Origin of the sequence: Flammeovirga aprica JL-4 (assembly GCF_012844305.1) — a bacterium.
Taxonomy (GTDB): Bacteria; Bacteroidota; Bacteroidia; order Cytophagales; family Flammeovirgaceae; genus Flammeovirga; species Flammeovirga aprica.
This window is the reverse complement of sequence record NZ_JABANE010000066.1, coordinates 1-18,379: the sequence shown is the minus strand read 5'-3', so window position 1 is coordinate 18,379 and position 18,379 is coordinate 1. Positions and strand designations below refer to the sequence as shown.

General features: G+C 35.0%; 22 protein-coding genes. 6 read left to right on the top strand and 16 right to left on the bottom strand.

What is annotated here, in order from left to right; genetic code table 11:
* Positions 1-116 precede the first annotated feature (116 nt).
* Positions 117-1,061 carry a D-2-hydroxyacid dehydrogenase gene (locus tag HHU12_RS21215; RefSeq protein ID WP_169658745.1) on the bottom strand — a complete coding sequence of 315 codons (945 nt, stop codon included), beginning with the start codon at positions 1,059-1,061 and terminating at the stop codon, positions 117-119.
* 76 nt (positions 1,062-1,137) lie between these two features.
* On the opposite strand from HHU12_RS21215, the gene HHU12_RS21210 reads away from it, so the two are divergent.
* The 5 genes from HHU12_RS21210 (at position 1,138) to HHU12_RS21190 (ending at position 5,959) form a co-directional block, all read left to right on the top strand.
* The gene (locus HHU12_RS21210; RefSeq protein WP_169658744.1) at positions 1,138-1,638 is read left to right on the top strand and encodes a hypothetical protein; all 501 of its coding nucleotides are present in this window, start codon (positions 1,138-1,140) and stop codon (positions 1,636-1,638) included.
* A 5-nt stretch (positions 1,639-1,643) separates the two neighbouring features.
* Entirely contained in the window at positions 1,644-2,054 is a 411-nt protein-coding gene (locus HHU12_RS21205; RefSeq protein ID WP_169658743.1) for a thiol-disulfide oxidoreductase DCC family protein, read from the top strand.
* A 96-nt stretch (positions 2,055-2,150) separates the two neighbouring features.
* Positions 2,151-3,257 (top strand): leucine-rich repeat domain-containing protein, encoded by a 1,107-nt coding sequence (locus HHU12_RS21200; RefSeq protein WP_169658742.1) that lies wholly within the window; start codon positions 2,151-2,153, stop codon positions 3,255-3,257.
* A 148-nt stretch (positions 3,258-3,405) separates the two neighbouring features.
* Positions 3,406-5,292 (top strand): amidophosphoribosyltransferase, encoded by a 1,887-nt coding sequence (locus tag HHU12_RS21195; protein WP_169658741.1) that lies wholly within the window; start codon positions 3,406-3,408, stop codon positions 5,290-5,292.
* A 70-nt stretch (positions 5,293-5,362) separates the two neighbouring features.
* Positions 5,363-5,959, top strand: coding sequence for a PDDEXK family nuclease (locus HHU12_RS21190; RefSeq protein WP_169658740.1), 597 nt, complete (start codon positions 5,363-5,365; stop codon positions 5,957-5,959).
* A gap of 108 nt (positions 5,960-6,067) precedes the next feature.
* Here HHU12_RS21190 and yidC read toward each other — a convergent pair whose 3' ends face one another.
* The 12 genes from yidC to gldC all read right to left on the bottom strand — a co-directional run bounded on the left by yidC (position 6,068) and on the right by gldC (position 15,323).
* Complete coding sequence (gene yidC / locus HHU12_RS21185) at positions 6,068-7,876, bottom strand: membrane protein insertase YidC (RefSeq protein WP_169658739.1); 1,809 nt, start codon at positions 7,874-7,876, stop codon at positions 6,068-6,070.
* 183 nt (positions 7,877-8,059) lie between these two features.
* Entirely contained in the window at positions 8,060-9,703 is a 1,644-nt protein-coding gene (locus HHU12_RS21180) for a CTP synthase (RefSeq protein ID WP_169658738.1), read from the bottom strand.
* 87 nt (positions 9,704-9,790) lie between these two features.
* Complete coding sequence (locus HHU12_RS21175; protein ID WP_169658737.1) at positions 9,791-10,702, bottom strand: DUF72 domain-containing protein; 912 nt, start codon at positions 10,700-10,702, stop codon at positions 9,791-9,793.
* A 17-nt stretch (positions 10,703-10,719) separates the two neighbouring features.
* A complete protein-coding gene (locus HHU12_RS21170; RefSeq protein ID WP_169658736.1) occupies positions 10,720-11,205 on the bottom strand; it encodes a hypothetical protein in 486 nt (161 codons plus the stop codon).
* A 103-nt stretch (positions 11,206-11,308) separates the two neighbouring features.
* A complete protein-coding gene (locus tag HHU12_RS21165) occupies positions 11,309-11,773 on the bottom strand; it encodes a hypothetical protein (RefSeq protein WP_169658735.1) in 465 nt (154 codons plus the stop codon).
* A gap of 78 nt (positions 11,774-11,851) precedes the next feature.
* Entirely contained in the window at positions 11,852-12,418 is a 567-nt protein-coding gene (locus tag HHU12_RS21160; RefSeq protein ID WP_205959948.1) for a MarR family winged helix-turn-helix transcriptional regulator, read from the bottom strand.
* A 98-nt stretch (positions 12,419-12,516) separates the two neighbouring features.
* A complete protein-coding gene (locus HHU12_RS21155; RefSeq protein ID WP_169658733.1) occupies positions 12,517-12,798 on the bottom strand; it encodes a DUF2024 family protein in 282 nt (93 codons plus the stop codon).
* 69 nt (positions 12,799-12,867) lie between these two features.
* Positions 12,868-13,188, bottom strand: a complete 321-nt coding sequence (locus HHU12_RS35085) for a hypothetical protein (RefSeq protein ID WP_205959947.1) — start codon at positions 13,186-13,188, stop codon at positions 12,868-12,870.
* Positions 13,185-13,487, bottom strand: coding sequence for a hypothetical protein (locus HHU12_RS35080; protein ID WP_205959946.1), 303 nt, complete (start codon positions 13,485-13,487; stop codon positions 13,185-13,187). The genes HHU12_RS35085 and HHU12_RS35080 overlap by 4 nt, the downstream gene beginning before the upstream one ends.
* Before the next feature lie 56 nt (positions 13,488-13,543).
* Positions 13,544-14,278, bottom strand: a complete 735-nt coding sequence (locus tag HHU12_RS21145; protein WP_169658732.1) for a hypothetical protein — start codon at positions 14,276-14,278, stop codon at positions 13,544-13,546.
* Between the two features lie 90 nt (positions 14,279-14,368).
* A complete protein-coding gene (locus tag HHU12_RS21140; RefSeq protein WP_169658731.1) occupies positions 14,369-14,602 on the bottom strand; it encodes a thioredoxin family protein in 234 nt (77 codons plus the stop codon).
* A 379-nt stretch (positions 14,603-14,981) separates the two neighbouring features.
* The gene (gldC, locus tag HHU12_RS21135; RefSeq protein ID WP_044201750.1) at positions 14,982-15,323 is read right to left on the bottom strand and encodes a gliding motility protein GldC; all 342 of its coding nucleotides are present in this window, start codon (positions 15,321-15,323) and stop codon (positions 14,982-14,984) included.
* A gap of 95 nt (positions 15,324-15,418) precedes the next feature.
* On the opposite strand from gldC, the gene HHU12_RS21130 reads away from it, so the two are divergent.
* Positions 15,419-15,706 carry a putative quinol monooxygenase gene (locus tag HHU12_RS21130; RefSeq protein ID WP_169658730.1) on the top strand — a complete coding sequence of 96 codons (288 nt, stop codon included), beginning with the start codon at positions 15,419-15,421 and terminating at the stop codon, positions 15,704-15,706.
* A gap of 1 nt (position 15,707) precedes the next feature.
* Here the strand turns inward: HHU12_RS21130 and queD are convergent, their stop codons facing one another.
* From queD to HHU12_RS21115, 3 genes are all read right to left on the bottom strand, one after another.
* The gene (gene queD, locus HHU12_RS21125; protein ID WP_169658729.1) at positions 15,708-16,064 is read right to left on the bottom strand and encodes a 6-carboxytetrahydropterin synthase QueD; all 357 of its coding nucleotides are present in this window, start codon (positions 16,062-16,064) and stop codon (positions 15,708-15,710) included.
* Positions 16,065-16,118: 54 nt separating this feature from the next.
* Positions 16,119-17,141 carry a DNA polymerase III subunit delta gene (holA, locus tag HHU12_RS21120; RefSeq protein WP_169658728.1) on the bottom strand — a complete coding sequence of 341 codons (1,023 nt, stop codon included), beginning with the start codon at positions 17,139-17,141 and terminating at the stop codon, positions 16,119-16,121.
* A gap of 98 nt (positions 17,142-17,239) precedes the next feature.
* Positions 17,240-18,223, bottom strand: coding sequence for a hypothetical protein (locus tag HHU12_RS21115; RefSeq protein WP_169658727.1), 984 nt, complete (start codon positions 18,221-18,223; stop codon positions 17,240-17,242).
* Positions 18,224-18,379: the final 156 nt, after the last annotated feature.

Below are 18,379 nucleotides of genomic sequence, written 5' to 3'. Positions count from 1 at the left end.
TAAAATGCTAGTTTTAAAGTGTTTATATCATAAGATGATCAAACTCTAACGAAAAGAAGAAGCCAACACTTTGATCTAAAAAATGCTAGCTTCTAATTATATTCTGTCCAATTTAGCTAATCGGCAATCACCCCTCTCACATTCTCAAAGGTAATTCCCAACAATTTTACTCTAGCCTCTTTACTTGCCCAGGCAATATGTGGTGAAAGTATCAACTTATCCTTCTTTTTTACTTTCATCAATGGACTGTCTAATGGAGTTGGCTCTGACATAAAAACATCTACTCCAGCACCTGCAATCTGATTCTGATCAATAGCATAAGCTAAAGCATGTTCATCCACAATCCCACCTCTTCCAACATTAACTAGAACTGTATTAGGCTTCATCATTTCAAATTCATTCATTGAAATAGCATTAAACGTTTTCTCATTTAATGGAGCATGTATAGAGATTATATCTGCCCTTTTGTAAAAGTCATCATGGCTGACTAATTCAAAACGTTCATCCCTTACCTTTCCAGATGTAGAAAAGTAAATTACTTTAGCCCCAAAAGCTGTTGCTATCTCTGCCACCCTTCTTCCGATATTCCCCATTCCAAAAATACCATATGTCTTATCCTTTAACTCATAGAAACTTTGCCCAATCCATGTAAATGAATCTGATTTGGAGTATTTCTTCGTCTTCACAAAAGAATCATATTCATGAATATGGTTTAAAAGAGATAATAACATTGCGAATGTTTGCTGTGCTACACTTTCAGATGAATAATTGACAGCATTTTTCACTTTTATTCCTAACTTTTCAGCAGCCTCTAAATCTACATTATTCATACCTGTGGCAGTGATTGCAATCAACTTTAATTGAGGATTTTCTTTCATCATTTCCCCGTCGATTACTACTTTATTCGTCACAATTACTTCTACCCCACTTATTCTTTCTTTGGTTTCTTCTGGCTTTGTTGCGTCATAAAAAATCACTTCACCTAATGACTTGAATCGATCAAGCTCTGTTTGCATATCATTACCCAATGAAGCGGCGTCTAAAAAAACTATTTTTCCCATTGTACCTTTTTTACTATATGTTTTCTACCTTGCGAAAAAATGCAAGAGTTATTCAAAATCACATAAAAATACGAAAATGAAAGTTACTACTTGGAGAAAAATACCATCAATTTGGAAAGAAATAATCGTCTTGAGTATTAAAATTCAAGAAGAAAAAACGGATAGTGAAAAAGTTATTTCTTTATTGAAGGAACATAAAGAAGCTAATAAAGTTTATGAATTACTTTTCAATGAAAAAATGCTGATTGAAGACTGGCCCAACTTTACTTTCTTTCATCGTCTTTCTCCCCTTGAAGAAATTTATTGTGCCTACCTTCCTGTAGATGATATTGACCCAATTATGTATTTCCCATTGACCAAAAAGATTCATGCTGAGTCTACTACGATCATGGCGTTAGATGCTTTGATGTTGACTTCAAGATTAGAAGAGATTTACATCGATAATACTTTTGTAGATGACATCACAGAAATAATAGATTTACCATTAAAAATTCTAAGTATTAAAGGCTGTGCAATAGAACAAACTCAACTGCAAACCGTTTTATTAAGAAACCCTTCTTGTAAAATTATCGACTAGCAGAAATGGATAAAACACCTAAAATAGTTCTATTTGACGGCATATGTAATTTATGTGACAAGAGTGTTCAATTTATTATTAAAAGAGATAAAAAGGAAGTATTCAGATTTGCTTCACTTCAATCTCCAGAAGGAATTGCACTATTAAATAAACATCACTTACCTCAAGACTACACCGACAGTATCGTACTGATAGATGGTGATAATGCTTATAAAAAAGCAGACGCCGTCTTGAAAATTGTTGCACACTTAAGCTTTCCTTGGTATTTATTTAAGATTGGGAAGTACTTTCCTGATGGTTTCACTAATTTTTGGTACGATCTTATAGCGAAATATAGGTACTCGTTTTTTGAAAAAAAAGAGGATCACTGCGACCTCATTCATCAAAAAAGAAGATATACTATAACAGAATTATAAAGGAAGCACAATATGAATACAAAATCATCGTATTAAAAATGAAGGCTTATTAGTTTTTCGCTTCCTTAAAATAACGAAATTGAACATTTTTCAAGAATGAAATTAACGACATTAAAAAAGAACCTTCTCTTTTTAGCCATATTTTTTATGTCCTCTACTTTTTCCTTTGCTCAAGAAAAGCTAACTATGGAATGGTGGAACGGACTCGATAAATATTGGAAGGGAATCTTTATGTCTCAGATTATGTGGCAAGAAGATGAAATGAATGAAGAAGGACTTGTGAGGATTCAGAACTTGACGGCAATTAATGCTTCAGGTTATGATGATTTTGGAGATGAGCGAATTATCACAAAACTTGACCCCATTGCCACATTAACCCTACTTGAAGATATAGATTTATCTTATACCAGAGTAAAAGACCTTTCGCCTTTGAAAGACATGCATCATCTTAAAAGGTTGAATTTAGCATATACAAGAGTTAGTGATCTTACTGCATTGGATCACTCTACTACAATACACGAAATTTTCCTATCTGGAACGAGAGTTAAAAGTCTTGCTCCATTAGCTAATATCCCTTTGCAGACGCTGGATCTTTTCCAAAACAAAGCGTTTGAGGATTGGGCTTCTCTGTCTGCTTTCCAAACGATGTCTTATTTATCATTGGATGAAACAAAAGTGACAGACCTTTCTTTTTTAAGCGGACTTAAAAATATGAAGGAGCTTAAGCTTTCTTATACTCAAGTAGAAGATTTAACACCTATCAAGAAAAGCAAAAGCCTGACGTTACTTCAAATCCAAAAAACAAAAGTGACGGACTTGTCCCCTATCAAGAAATTAAAAAAACTAGAACACTTGAATATCAGCAATACTGAAATCGAAGATATTTCAGCTTTAGGGAAACTAAAAAACCTCCATACTTTCTATTTCTCTGACAGTAAAGTCACTGATATTTCAGTATTAGCCAAAACAACGGGCTTGAATGAATTGACTTTTTCCAACACACCTGTAACGGACCTAAACCCACTGATTGCTCTGCCTTCATTGAGCATTTTAATCATCACAGGGTCTCAAGTCAATGACGTAAAACCTATGGAGCAAGTGAAGCCACTCACTATAATGTACTTCAGAGACTCTCAAGTGAGTCCGGAGAATGTAGACGCTTTCAAAAAGGCAAGACCTGAGGTAGAAACTGATTTCTTTTAAGAACTTCAAATACTTGTAAAAGAGACATAATAATGAGTCTTATTTCATCTTTATATCACATATCCTTAATATTTTATTGATGGTAATTTGGTAATAGATAGAAATAAGACTTTTTTTGCAGTGGATTTAATTTAACCTCTATACTCCAGTGAGTGAAGTCATAAAACACGAGTGTGGCATTGCAATGCTACGACTTAGGAAGCCGCTGTCTTATTTCATAGAGAAATATGGCACTCCTACATATGCGATCAGTAAGATGTACCTATTAATGGAAAAGCAGCGCAACCGTGGTCAAGATGGTGCAGGTATTGCGAGTATCAAACTCAATATGAAACCCGGCAATCCATTTATTGACAGAGCTCGGTCGATTGAAGCTGATCCTATCAATGACATCTTCAAAAAGGTAGGAAAAAAACTGAACAAGATAAGCAAGGACACTACCAAATATCTTGATGCAGATTATTTAAGAGAAAACATTCCTTACATGGGCGATGTTTACATGGGGCACCTCCGCTATGGTACTCATGGTAAAAACACTATTGGACATTGCCACCCCTTCATGCGTAACAACAACTGGAGAAGCAGACAGTTAATCATGGCTGGAAACTTCAACATGACCAACGTAGACGAGTTATTCAACAAGTTGGTTACTTTAGGGCAACACCCTAAGGAAAATGTTGATACGGTGACAGTAATGGAAAAAATCGGTCATTTCCTTGACATTGAAGTTCAGGATTTATTCCAACAGTACAAAGAGCAAGGTTTAGACAATATTGCTATCTCTGAGCGTATTGAAAAAGAGCTTGACCTTTCAAAAGTACTTTCTCGTTCTTGTAAAGATTTTGATGGTGGTTATGCTATCATGGGTCTTACAGGACATGGTGCTGGTTTTGTTGCAAGAGACGTAAACGGTATCCGTCCGGCATATTATTATGCTGATGATGAGATCATCGTTGTTGCATCAGAAAAAACAGCTATCAAAACAGCTTTCAATGCTGAATATGATAAGATTCAGGAAATTGGTCCTGGTAATGCTCTTATCATTGACAAGGACGCCAATTACAAGGAAGTGGAATACTTGACTCCTAAAGAAAAACTTTCGTGTAGCTTTGAAAGAATCTACTTCTCAAGAGGTACTGATCCTGCTATCTACAGCGAAAGAAAGAAACTTGGTGAGTTGCTTGTTCCAAAAGTACTTGAATCATTAAACTACGATCTTGAAAATACAGTATTCTCATACATTCCAAATACAGCTGAAACTGCATTCTTGGGTATGATGGCTGGTATTGACAAGTACTTAGTGAAAAAGCGTCTGGAAGCAGTAGAAAAAGGTGTCTCTGGAGAAGAGTTGGAACAATTAATGACTTTCAGACCTCGTCAGGAAAAATTAGTAATCAAAGACGTAAAAGCTCGTACTTTTATTGCTGATGATACTATGAGGGACGATATGGTTGCTCACGTATACGATACTACGTACGAAGTAATCAAAAAGAAAGTAGATACTCTAGTAGTTTTAGACGACTCTATTGTTCGTGGTACTACGCTTGAAAAGTCTATCATCAATATGTTAGACCGCTTAGAGCCAAAACGTATCATTGTTGTTTCTTCTGCGCCTCAAATCAGATACCCTGACTGTTACGGCATCAACATGTCGAAAATGAAGGAATTCGTTGCTTTCAGAGCAATGGTGAACTTGATGAAAAAGACAGGCAAAGAAGATTTACTGGACGAAATCTACTATCGTTCAAAATCAATCTTACGTGCTGAGGACTTTGAAGTAAACCACGTACAATCGCTTTACAATAACTTTACAGATGATGAAATCAGCAAGGAAATTGCGAACATTATCAAGTTAGATCATATTAAGGCGGATGTAGAGGTTATCTACCAATCTGTAGAGAACTTAAACGAAGCTTGTCCAAATCACTTAGGTGATTGGTACTTCACTGGTAACTTCCCAACTAAAGGGGGTATGAAAGTGGTACACACAGCTTTTGTAAATTATATGGAAGGAAAAGAAGTTAGAGCTTACTAAGCAAAACTTTTCTTCTCAACAAAAGGCTAGGATTGAAAGATCTTAGCCTTTTTGTTTTTAATTTTAAACTATGAAAGAAAGAATACTACTCCCCTCGTCAAGATATATATTAGGTTTTCAGAATAAAGAAGAAAGAATTATTCAAAGAGCCTACAACGACTTCTTCTACCCTATTTTAGAAGAAAAGGATATAGAAGATAAATATTTATTCCAGAGAGGCTTCTGTAAGGCCTTGACTCATACGCTTTATGCAAAGACCTCTAGCGAGGAAGAATTTATTGATATCATCAAGAGGCATTTCCCAAGTAATCCAGATGAGTTTGATATAGAAGAAGTAGAAATTAAATTTAAAGATGAAGACCTACTTTTACTTCAACTGCATTTTAACCAAAAACTATCTGATGAATCTATCGCTGCACGCACAGAAATGAGTGTAGATGACGCTAAAGGTAGAATCGAAAAACTTCAGAGAATGTGGGGTCAGGATATGCCACTAGAGGATTATCTATTACAGATTGAGCAAAGACAGTGGTTCAAAAGACTGACAAACAACCCAATTCCTTTACAACCAAAAGGAAAGAAAAAAAGTAGCCCCTCTGTAAAAGTTGGAGAAATAAATAAAATTGAGGAAACGATCTGGGACAAGATTAAGGGGTTCTTTTCATAATGTCGACTAGAAAAGAATTTGCATCAAAATTATTGATATAAAATTTAAAGCATCAAAAAAGCCCATCAAAACTTAATTTGATGGGCTTTTCTTATCGCTAAAAGAGAATTATTTATTCTTCTTTTTATTTTCTTGTTGTGCCTTTTGCTGTGCTTTCATTGCCTCGTCTAAACGTGCAGCAAATCCACCTGCTTTTTTATTGGCATTTTTCTTTTTATTCTCTTCCATGACGGCACGGATCTTCTCTTCGTTTACAAATTTCTTAGAAGCAATTTGCTGAACGATAGTGATACAGTTCGATACGAAGTAGTAGTACGTTAAACCAGCTGCAAAGCTGTTGAAGAAAAACAAGAAGAATACAGGTGAGATGTAAGATACCATCTGCATCTGAGGGTTTGACTGTACCTGTGACTGGTTCTGGAAGTAAGTATAACCTAACATTGAAACCGCCCAAAGTAAAGTAAATAATGACACGTGATCACCATATGCAGGAATGCTGAATGGTAAATCTAAGATCGAGTCATATGTTGACAAATCATCTGCCCATAAGAATGCTTGTCCTCTTAATTGCAAGGCATTAGGGAAGAAGTTATATAGTGCAACGAAGAAAGGCATCTGAGCCAACATAGGAATACAACCTGATAATGGGTTCGCTCCTACCTTTCTGTAAAGGCTCATCGTTTCTTGCTGAATCTTCATTTGGTCATCACCGTACTTCTCTTTTAACTCATCCATCTCTGGCTTCAACAAACGCATTTTTGCCATTGACTTGTAAGAGTTGAAAGTAAGTGGGTAAAGTACTGACTTCACCAATACCACCATAATAAAGATGATCAATCCGTAACCTAACTCAAATTCTTCTAAGAATTCGAAGATTGGAATAAAGATGTATTTTGAAAGTGGAGTAGTCCAAGCCCAACCTAAGTATACGTTATCTTCAAAACCTGTAGTTACAGCCTCACAAACACGGTAATCGTTTGGTCCGAAGTAATATCTAAGGTTCGCAGCTTGAAGCGTATTTAAAGGAATTTGGAAAGCAATATCAAAAGATTTTACGATCTCTGTATTGTTCTCTTCATAATCTGAAATCAAATTCGCTCTGTTGAATTGCTGGTCTGTGATCAATGCAACGTTAAAGAACTTTTGCTTTGCAGATACCCACGCTAACGGTTCTTGAATTGCTTCTTCTTCTTTTGAAGTTGAAGTCATTGACAAGTAATCAAAGTCGTCTTTCTTCGTGAAGTAGTTTACAGTAGTTTTCTGACGAGAAGTTTTCATATCCTTCTCTACTGCTTTCATATCTTGATGCCACACATAAGAGATATCTTGTCCTTGGATGAATGGCTGAGCACCTGAAAGGTCCAAATCATAATCCACTACATAAGAATCTTCACCTTCTAAAGAGTATGTTCTCTTAATAAGAACATTTCCTTCAGCAGTTGTAGCAATCATTTCCACTTTATCTTTAGCAATAGAAACGTTTGCAGTATAGTTTAATGTATTGATATCAATTATCCCATATTGCGTAGGTATTTTCTCTTCTACTTTGTAATGTGCAGGGTCAACTAAATGTAAAGGTTGTTTGTCGTATGTTTGGTAAGTTTTTAACAATACATCGGTAACGTGACCTCCTTTAGTATCAAAAGTGATCTTTACACTTTCATTCTCTATCGCAACTTCTTTAGATGTGCCGTTCATTACACTTCCGAACACACCAAATTTTTGCATTAATACTGAGTCACTTTCAACTTGAGCTGTTTGAAAAGTTTGATTTTCTGTTTGTCCTTCTACTACAGGAGCAGTAGTTTCTTGCGTCTGAGTAGGTTCTTCCAACGGAGTTTCCGGTTGAAAGAAAAACATGTACCCTACTAATAGTGCGGATAACAACAGAAAACCTGTCGTTTGATTCTTATCCATTTTACTCTTATTAATTTACGACATCAATAAATATTATTGATGATTTCGTTCTTTTTGTACTTAAAATGCGTGCAAAGTTACGAATTTTATTGTCTTAATCTTGAAAAAAGACAATAAAAGAATTTTAAAAAGGAAAGCCCATAGATAGAATTACCTATGGGCTTACTTTTAAACAGATTGTAATTAAGCACTTACAACCTCTTTGCTATCTTTCAAATCCTTCACTGCTTTTACAAATGCAACGAATAAAGGATGTGGATTTTCTACTGTAGACTTATACTCAGGGTGGAACTGTGCACCCACGTAATAAGGATGATCAGGAATTTCAACGATCTCTACCAAGCCTGATTTAGGGTTGATACCCGTAGCAATCATACCTGCTGCTTCATATTGCTCCAAATACTTGTTGTTAAACTCATATCTGTGTCTATGACGCTCAGAGATTTTTGAAGTTTTATACGCCTTTTGTGCTCTAGATCCTTCTTTTAATTCACAAGGATAAGCACCTAAACGCATTGTACCTCCCATTTGAGAAAGGTTTTTCTGGTCTTCCATCAAGTCGATTACCGGTTCAGTTGTCGTCTCATCCATCTCTGATGAATTAGCACTTGACAAACCAACCTTATCTCTACCGAAAGCAATTACTGCTGACTGCATACCAAGACAGATACCGAAGAAAGGAATTTTCTCTTCTCTTGCAATACTACAAGCGTTGATTTTTCCTTCCATACCTCTTTCACCAAATCCTGGAGCTACTAGAACACCGTCTAAACTTGTCAAAATCTTCACAGCTTCTTCTCTATCTAGTAGTTCTTCCGCTTTGATGTATTCCAACTGCACTTTTACTTCATTCACAGCACCTGCGTGAACAAAACCTTCTACGATTGACTTGTAAGCATCTGGCAATTCAACATACTTACCAACCAAACCTACTCTTAAAGTATCTTTTGGATTCTTTAATTTTTGAAGGAAGCTCAACCAATTATCAATATTTGGATCTTGGTAAGCTGGCAAACTTAATTTCATCAATACGATTTCATCAAGTTTTTCTTTTTGCATCAATAACGGCACATCATAGATAGTAGATGCATCACATGATTCAATTACAGCATTAAGGTCAACGTTACAGAACGATGCAATCTTACGACGCATGTCCATTGGAATATGGTGCTCAGTACGGCAAACTAAGATGTTTGGCTGTACACCTGCTTCCAATAATTGTTTTACTGAGTGCTGTGTAGGCTTTGTTTTTAATTCACCCGCAGCTCTTAAATAAGGAACTAACGTAAGGTGAATTACCATAGATCTTGAAGCTCCAAGCTCTAATCTTGCTTGACGAACGGCTTCAATAAATGGCAAGGCCTCAATGTCACCAACACAACCACCGATCTCTGTAATAACGATATCATACTCGCCATTATCAGCTACTTTGTAGAAATTGTTTTTAATTTCATCTGTGATGTGTGGAATTACTTGAACTGTTTTTCCTAAATATGCCCCTTCACGCTCTTTTGAGATAACATTGTGATAGATTCTACCCGTTGTTACATTATTTGCCTGAGAAGTAGGAACATTTAAGAAACGCTCATAGTGACCTAAATCCAAGTCAGTTTCAGCACCGTCATCCGTTACATAACACTCACCGTGCTCATAAGGATTCATAGTACCTGGATCGACATTTAGATATGGATCAAATTTCTGAATGGTTACGGAATAGCCCCTTGCCTGTAATAGTTTGCCAAGAGACGCAGAAATGATTCCTTTTCCAAGGGATGATGTCACACCACCTGTGACAAAAATAAATTTTGTTTGTGTACGAGAAGACATACTTCGAAGATTTCACATTTTGTTTGTGCAAAGCTAAAGGAGTTCTTCTCAATTAGCAAATAAAGTATGTCAATGCTTGTAACTAGATCAAAAAAGTGATCGTTGTTCTGTCTTTTCTCTAAGAATTGGGTAAATAATGTTGGGATCGAGTGACTTTTTCACCTGAGTTCCGATATAATGCCCCAGCTCCGGACATAAAATATCTTCGGGTTGATGAGCAAAAAAGTAGACTTCCTGTAAACCTTGTCGTTTGAAAGATTGAATTCTTTTCATCCAATCATCCACTCTTGAAAAATCCGTTGTGTGCATTTCGTTACCAACAAACCTCACCATAATTGTAGGAGTAGTCACTCTCATGTGAAGCACATCTCTTCTACCTGCCACATCAGTAATGATCATTGCATAGCCTTTTGCTGTCAACAACTCAGATAGTTCATCCAACTTTTGCTCATCAGTAAACCATGAAGGATGTCGAAGCTCCAATGCTAACTTCATATCATCAGGAAAGGCTTCTATAAATTTCAGCAGAGGAAGTGATTCTTTGGTTGTGAAATCAGGTGGCATTTGTAACCATGTATACCCTAATTTATCTTCAAACAACCGCATCTCTTCTGTGAATTCATAAATATCATTTTTACAGTGAAGCAATCTTTTTTTATGACTTACAGACTGCAGAAATTTCGGATTGAACTTGAAAGAATCATGAACGGTAGATTTCCATTTGATCAAGGTATCAGATTTTGGAATCCCATAATGGGTGGAGTTTAGTTCTATGGTATCAAAATGCTGACTGTAATAATGTAAAAAGGTATTGGGTGGTGCTTTATCAGGATATATTTTCCCTTTCCATTCAGAACAAGACCAAGCAGGAGCTCCAATTCTGAAATTAAATAAATTGATAAAGTTTGGATGATTGCGAAGCATCATTTTAGAATAATGATCCTGCTCCGGAAGTTTAAAATTAACTCCTGAGATATCTTTTAACCGTCCAAAATCCATACACATTTCCTTATTTTTTAGTTTGTCTGACCTTCCTTAAAGGCTTCCATTGTTTTATAATGGCACTTGCTGATCAAATCATCAATTTGGGCTTGCAATTTAGCATCCTCTTCTTCATTCTTTGAACGCAGTGCTAATAATACAAATTTATGAATTTCAGACTTATACTTTGAGGCTAAATCTAAAAATGGCAACTCAATCAAACTTTTATAAAGTGTAGTCTCTCTTCTAGAAAAGGAAATTTGGCGGGCTGTTTCCAAAAGTGTCACTGTATAAGCAGGGTATTCTTGTAATAATTGAGCGATATAGAGGTAATCATCAAAGTTTACATTTCCTGTTTCGATATAATACCTTAACTCTGATAAACCTCCAACATTAACATCACTGCTCATCATAATTTGTCTAAACTTTTCTTCTGCTTCTGTTTTGGACAAAGGTTCTTCTTGAGCGTATAAAGAGGTATTTAAAAATAAAGCGATAAACAATAAAAAGAGGTATTTCATTATATTTTAGTTGTATTTTAATCTTCTAGTACAAAGACAAAATAAAAGCTTGAGAAAATGAATGAGAAATTTTTAAAAGTACTTTAACATAAGTTAGAATAAACTACACAAAGGTTAAATATTTCTCCACATCAAGATATTTAGAAAAGTCCCATATATCCATTAAGAAATAACAGACCGTCAGCCAAATTGTTGAAGAAATTAGAATTGATACCAATAATGAGAATTTTGATTCTCTCAACCTTATACCAATCAAAATATAGGTAGGGATACCAAATAGGACCGGCGCCAGTGTCACCGCACTCCAGAAACCGTATCTTCTCCACAATACCATTACCTTCTTTAAATTTTTATTATAGCCACTTTTCCTCTTTTTAATGATAAGATTACTGATGTTCTGCCCTACAAAAATAGTGATAAGGGATGAGGTCAAAACAGAAGAAAGATTCAAGAGGATCATTTGGAAGTAATTAAGACCTATAATATTGGCAATCACAGCCCCTAGATACACTTTCCAAAGACTTAATCCAAAAATAGTTAAACAAATGAGTAGGATTCCTGTGTTCATATCAAACGTTCAGAAAAAATAAAAACAAGCTCTTATCTAAAATTATTATGACAGCACTGCAGATTTCTAATGGATCATTTACTCCTCAAATTCATCACAATCAATTTGTATTTCTTCAGCACTAAGTTTACTATTTAGTAGATTACAATAATGGTTTTCTATTTTATCTCCACTATAAAATTTACAGTTGTAGCAGGTTCTTTGAACTTGGATAATACCTTTTTGATTTAACTGGAAAATTAGTTTTGATAAAGTGTTAAATACATTAGCGAGTTCCTGTTCACCGAAAGAGGATAATTCTTTATTGAAAACATCAGCATACCCCTCTAGTTGATGAACGAGTTCTACACCTGATGAGGTCATTAATAAATTATACCTACGGTTATCTGTTGGGGAATAATCCTTTTCTAGGTATTCCTTTTTTAATAGTATTCTTACCGCATCACTGATCGTAGCTTTTGTCACATTAAACTCCTTCGCTAGGTAGCTCACATTACAAATTTCCCTTTTATGATTTGACACAAACAACAAAATCTGGATCTGAATAGGACTAATTCCAAACGTTTTGGCCTTTTCCCAAAGCAACGCTTTTAAAGCTTCTGAAAGCCTTTCTAATCCACCGAGTATTTTTGATTCGATATTCAAAACTGATAGCAATTAAAAAATTAGGATGAAGTACTAAGCCAAAAATTAATTATTGACTTAGTACTTACCATAAAGTTAGCAATCCTAATTTTATTTTACTAATTACATCCTTCCATCTCAATGATGAAATACCCTTTCTGAACAATTTCTTCTAACCATTCCGGTTTTAATGTTTCAATATGGCAAAGTTTACACTGCTTAGAGGAAAGTGAAGCTCCTTCCTGTCCTTTCATTTTCATATAAGCTTTACCATAATTGTAAATGATTTCGGCATCACTCACTTCCACTGGAGCTATTATATCAAAGTGCATGGTATTACCGTCTTTTTTTGTAACATAAGTATCCCATACATTGACCTCTCTTTGTATTATTTCTTCCATTTTTTAAGCTGTTTTAGGTTAATATTTTACTCCTTTTTATGCTAGAACTGAACATAAATTCAGATAATCTTATTGTACTTGAAAAGGCAATGATAAATTTTCTGACATTATTTCATAAACTTGATAAACACCCAACATTGGCAAATCAGAATCTGATGTATTCACCTGCATCCTCACAGACACAGCATCAAAATTGAAGTTGGTTTGATTATTTATAAAAGCCAATGGTATCACTACCGAAATAGTATTCCCATTCGTCACAACTTGATACCCTGGAGAATCCATGTACATTGGCATACCTGGGTTGGTTGGAGGTAAAATAACACTAGGATCATCCACCTCAAATTGCTTTACAGCTAACCCTCCTTCTACTCTTGGGTCATCAATCAATAAAACCCAGTGTGGATGCCAGACAACGCCATAGCCACAATCCCCTCTGTAATTCCAAACCCAACATCATTACTTTTAAGCGTTGTCGGGAAAACATAACCAAACACTGATGCACCGTCCAATTGTCCAAGTGGTGTTGGGGTTGTCCCACCAGCCAAACCCTGCACTTCCATAGACATCACAACTTGTTCTAAATCTGAATTGTAAATAGCAGAGGCTGATGTAAGATTAAAGTTGTCATCAACACCAGGTTTTAATTGAATATCATGTTCTTTTGAACATCCAATTAACCCAAACATTATCCCTAAAATTAAGACTGACAGAATATTATTATACTTTCTCATTTTACTACTTTTTAATTCTCACTTACTGAATAAGGCAAAGACAAATCGCCCGACGCAATTGAATACACATTATAGACTCCTAGCATAGGATATTGAGAATTGGAGGCATTCACTTGCATATAAACGGTTACTGCATCGAAATTAAATTGTGTTTTGTTACTCATACGATAGGCTGGAACAACCACTTTTATCGTATTTCCTTTATTGATTACCGGATACCCTGGTGAATCCATATACATTGGCATTCTAGGATTAGTTGGGGGCAAAACAACATTTTCATCATTTGGGTTGAATTGTTTGACTGCCAAACCTCCAAGTACTCTAGTATCTTGAGTCAACACTACCCAGTGTGGGTGCCAAATCACGCCATCATTCACATAATTTTTATCGTTATTTTCATTCCATAGTGGAGTATCATCAAAATCAGGATGAGAAGTGAACGCTAATGCTACTATACCTTCTGTACTACTAAAACCAACATCTTCAGGTCTCAATGTAGTTGGAAAAACATAACCTAAAACCGGAGCTCCATCCATTTGTCCATAAGGTTTTGGAGTTACTTCACCTGCTAAACCTTCGGTCTCCATTGTGAAAATGAGCTGTTGTAATCGACTATCGAAAACCACAGTCGCATTCGTGATTTTTAAATTTGAACTATTCTTAAATGTCGGATCTTCATTTTTCCCTTGAGAGAATACTGGTAATGTAAAAATGAAGATCAAGATTAAACTCGATAATTGTTTCATAGCGAATGTTTTTAATTAGGAATCCTAACTTAATAAAATGCAATCTTTATTTAAATTAGGATTCCTAACATTTAGTGATAAAAAAATAGACTAAGATTTCAAATCATCCAAAGATGCTCCAAAATTGATATGTAGTGTATTACCATTAGGAGTTACCAAAGCGGGCACTGAAAGCACACCAGCTTTTTCAGCATCTTCAATTCTACTACTTTCTTCACCTAGATGAACCACTTCTACCTTTTCTTTTCCTATCAGATGGATAAGGTCTTGTTCTGCGCTTACACAAACAGGACAGCCTGCATGATAAAAAATTGATTTACTCATTGTAATAATGTTTTTGAGTGTTGAGCAATATTGCTGTCACAAATATAATAAGGATTCCTAACTATTGAAATAATTTTCATAGAAATTCTAATTTTTAACAAAGCTCATGTCGAAAGAAGTTCTTTATTCTTTCTTAAAATCTAAATATGGAGTTAAATAACAAAACTAAAAGAGAAATCGATTAGTTACATTTCGAATAGAATACTAATAAAAGGGGAATTTAGTTAAAAGGGATAGCCATTTCGAAATTTATTTCTTGGGTAAGAATGCTCTTTAGAGTCAATAAAATTAGTTTTTATTCATCATTAGTCCACATTTGAATAGTGGACTAATGATAAGGAATAAGCTATTTAAAACGTTGCTTCTTTGTTTAAAGAACTTACTCTCCTTTATTTTTTGTTTCATGTACATGATCAGACAAACGCTTGCACATAGCATGAATTTCTTGAGCCATTTTTTCATCTCCAGTGGCATTGAAAATGTTTTGAGCAATGCCTCCCATTGTATCAATGTAGAAGAACTTCATCTCATCCACTGTCATTTCTTTGCCCCATAAACCAATACGCAATGTTTCCTTACGTTCGTGGTCCCATATATTCAAATCAAAAGCACGCGTTTCTTGTAGACCCGCTTGATCAGAATCGTCTGCTTTCCAGAAAATTTTCTCTGGAACGTTATTTTCATCCAATTCTACCTTTACTCTGATGTTAGACTCTTTCATTATTAAAAATATAACTTGAAGTGATTTTTATTATCCTGCAAAGTTGCATATTTTCATGGACAATTTGTAATATTTTTCATGAATTCAAGTCAATTATGTTACATCGTTTTGTAAGAATGTCGTTTAAACAAGAATGCGTTGAGGAATTTGAGAATTTATTCCTTGAAGTGAAGGGTACAATTGAGAAATTTGAGGGGTGTAAATCCGTCGAACTACTGCAAGATGCTACTGCAAAAAATCAGTTTATGACGTTTAGTATCTGGGAAAATGAAAAAGCCTTAGATAATTACCGTCAATCTGCTTTTTTCCAATCTACTTGGAAGAAAACCAAAACATTGTTCAACGATAAACCTAAGGCTTTTTCTATGTTTAAGGTAGAATAAATTATTCCCCTACGTATTCTGTACCAGCTTCTGGCGTTTCATAAATCACAACTTTACATAAAGCAGGAAGTTGTTCTTTAATCTTATTCCATACCCAAATTGAGATCACTTCTGAAGTAGGATTTTCTAATCCTTCCACTTCATTTAAGAAATTATGATCAAGTATTTTGTAGATAGGATCAACTACTGAGTCAATTTCATGAAAATCAATTACCCACTCATAAGGAAGTACTAACTCCCCATCAAAATGAAGTTCCATTTTCCATGAGTGGCCATGGATTCTTCTACAAGGGTGTCCCTCAGGCATTTGAGGCAAGAAATGCGCTGCTTCAAATGTATATGACTTGAATATTTTCATCTTTACGTATTAATTCTAATAAAAATCACGCAAAGATAAATGATCAAAAAATGACTAATGGAGGATTTTAAACACCAATTCTTTAAGATTTTCGTCATCAGAAAGTGATGCTCTAATCCCTTTTGCCTTTAAATCGGCTTCTTGAAGGTGTTCTATAATTTGTAAAACTTTAGTGTAAGAGAAGTTATTTACAGCTAATCTATAATCTTTGATAAAATAAGGGTTCACACTCAAAATCTTGGCTAATTCCTGATCTCCTTTACTGAAGTTTTCATGTAACATTAATAGCTTAGAAAAATAAGCATACAATGTACCTACAACTACTACAAATGGATTGCTTTTCGGGTTATCATTGAAATACATCACTATTCTGTTCGCTTTCAAGATATCTTTCGTACCCAAAGCATTTTGTAATTCAAAAACATTATACTCTCTGCTGATTCCAATATGTTTCGCAATCAAAGCCTCTGTAATTTCAGTAGCTTCTTTATTGTAATTCAACATCAACTTTTCTAACTCGTTTGTGATACGAACCAGATCATTACCGATATATTCAGTGATTAAGTTGACTGCACGGTCTTTGATTTTGTAGCCCTCACTCCTACAATACTGTTTTACCCAAGCAGGAATTTTATTGTCGTACATTTTTTTAGCATCCAAGAAAACGGCATTCTTCTCAATGGTTTTCTTCACGGGTGTACGGCCATCAAGTTTTTTATTTTTTAAGGCGATAACCAAGACTGTAGACGGAACAGGGTTTTCAGCATACTTGTTTAGAATATCCAAACTTGCTTTTCTTCCCAAATCAGGTAGATCCTGTCCTTCTTTGACAATGATTACCTGACGCATTGCCATCATAGGGAACCTTCTTGCACTTTCTAAAACCTGTGTCAACGTAGTGTCCTTACCATACAAAACCGTTTGGTTAAAACTTTTCTCAGCATCAGTAAGTGCATTTTTCTCTATATAAGCAGTGATTTGATCAATAAAAAAAGGCTCATCTCCCTGTAAAAAATACAGCGGCGAAAATTTGCCTGCTTTCATTTCTGTCATTATAGAATCTGCCGTAAATGCCATAAATTTTGAATGGTACGTGTTTTAGAAAAAATTGGACTGCAATTTAGAGTTTGTATTCCAAAAAGAAAAAAGTATTAAGGGGTATTCATAAAAGAATATTAGTCAACAGTCTTATCAATTCCATATCCTATAATTTTCTGCTTCATTGTTTCCCCTGTTTCTCTAAAACCATTGAATTCGGCAGGATTAATCAAAACTAAAATTTTAGATCCTGAATCTCCATCTTTCGTCTCTATAATAGGTGGATTAGCTGAGTTTTCCCACCTTAAAATCCAACGTGCAACACTATCATCATCCACACCAAAAATAGGATTGGTTTCACAGTTATCTAGCTCGAAGAAAGGATTATCCACTCTTTCTCCATTCCCAAGGGTAATCACCTCTTGAGTACCGTTTAAGCCACAATAAGGATTACCTGCCAATGAAGGTTGCGTAGTATTAAATTCATAATACACTTTTTTGATATTGAAATAATCTATAGATACTAAACCAATACCTTTTTGATAAACGGCTCTTTTTGTCTCCTCAGAATTTGTGATCGTACTTATATTATTAATTTCTAAAATCACAGCAGCATTTTCAAAAGTCTGCCCATCCACAGAATGTTCCCTTCCTAGGGTTTCAACTTTATACCTTATATCCATACCGGTTGGTGTTACGGCATCCAGACCATTATAGGTATTTTGATTAAATCTTGCTCCTTCCGTTAAAGGATTGGTTAATTTTAAATAAGGAATCGCATTTTCATACCTGATCACATGATTGTTTCTATAAGCCAAAGCCCATACAGAATCTAGCTCCCACTCCATCCCTTCACTATCTCTTTTATAGCGGTACAGTGGATAATTCTGTCCACCAAAGCCGTCATCATAAGGTGTTCCTATGATCTCTCTTAATTGATATGAAGCATTTCCTTCTTCTTTTTCCGAATCTTCTCTATCTACCTGATAATGAATATACCACCCTTCTTCAATAGGATAATAGGCCGTTCCAGACTGATAATTAGGGTCTGTAATAGTATCATTACAAGCTTGAAGTAAAAAAATGAAAAGAAAAAAGGATAAGATCTGTATTAATTTCATAATGAGTTATGCTGTTCTATTCTGCAAGATATAAAATCAAATTACATATTCATCGATGTACTTCATCAAAATCAATTCTATAATAATCAAGTAGGGTAAATATGGAATAAGTCTACGTCTATCCCATATTTATCCCTCTCACAGAACCGTGCGTAC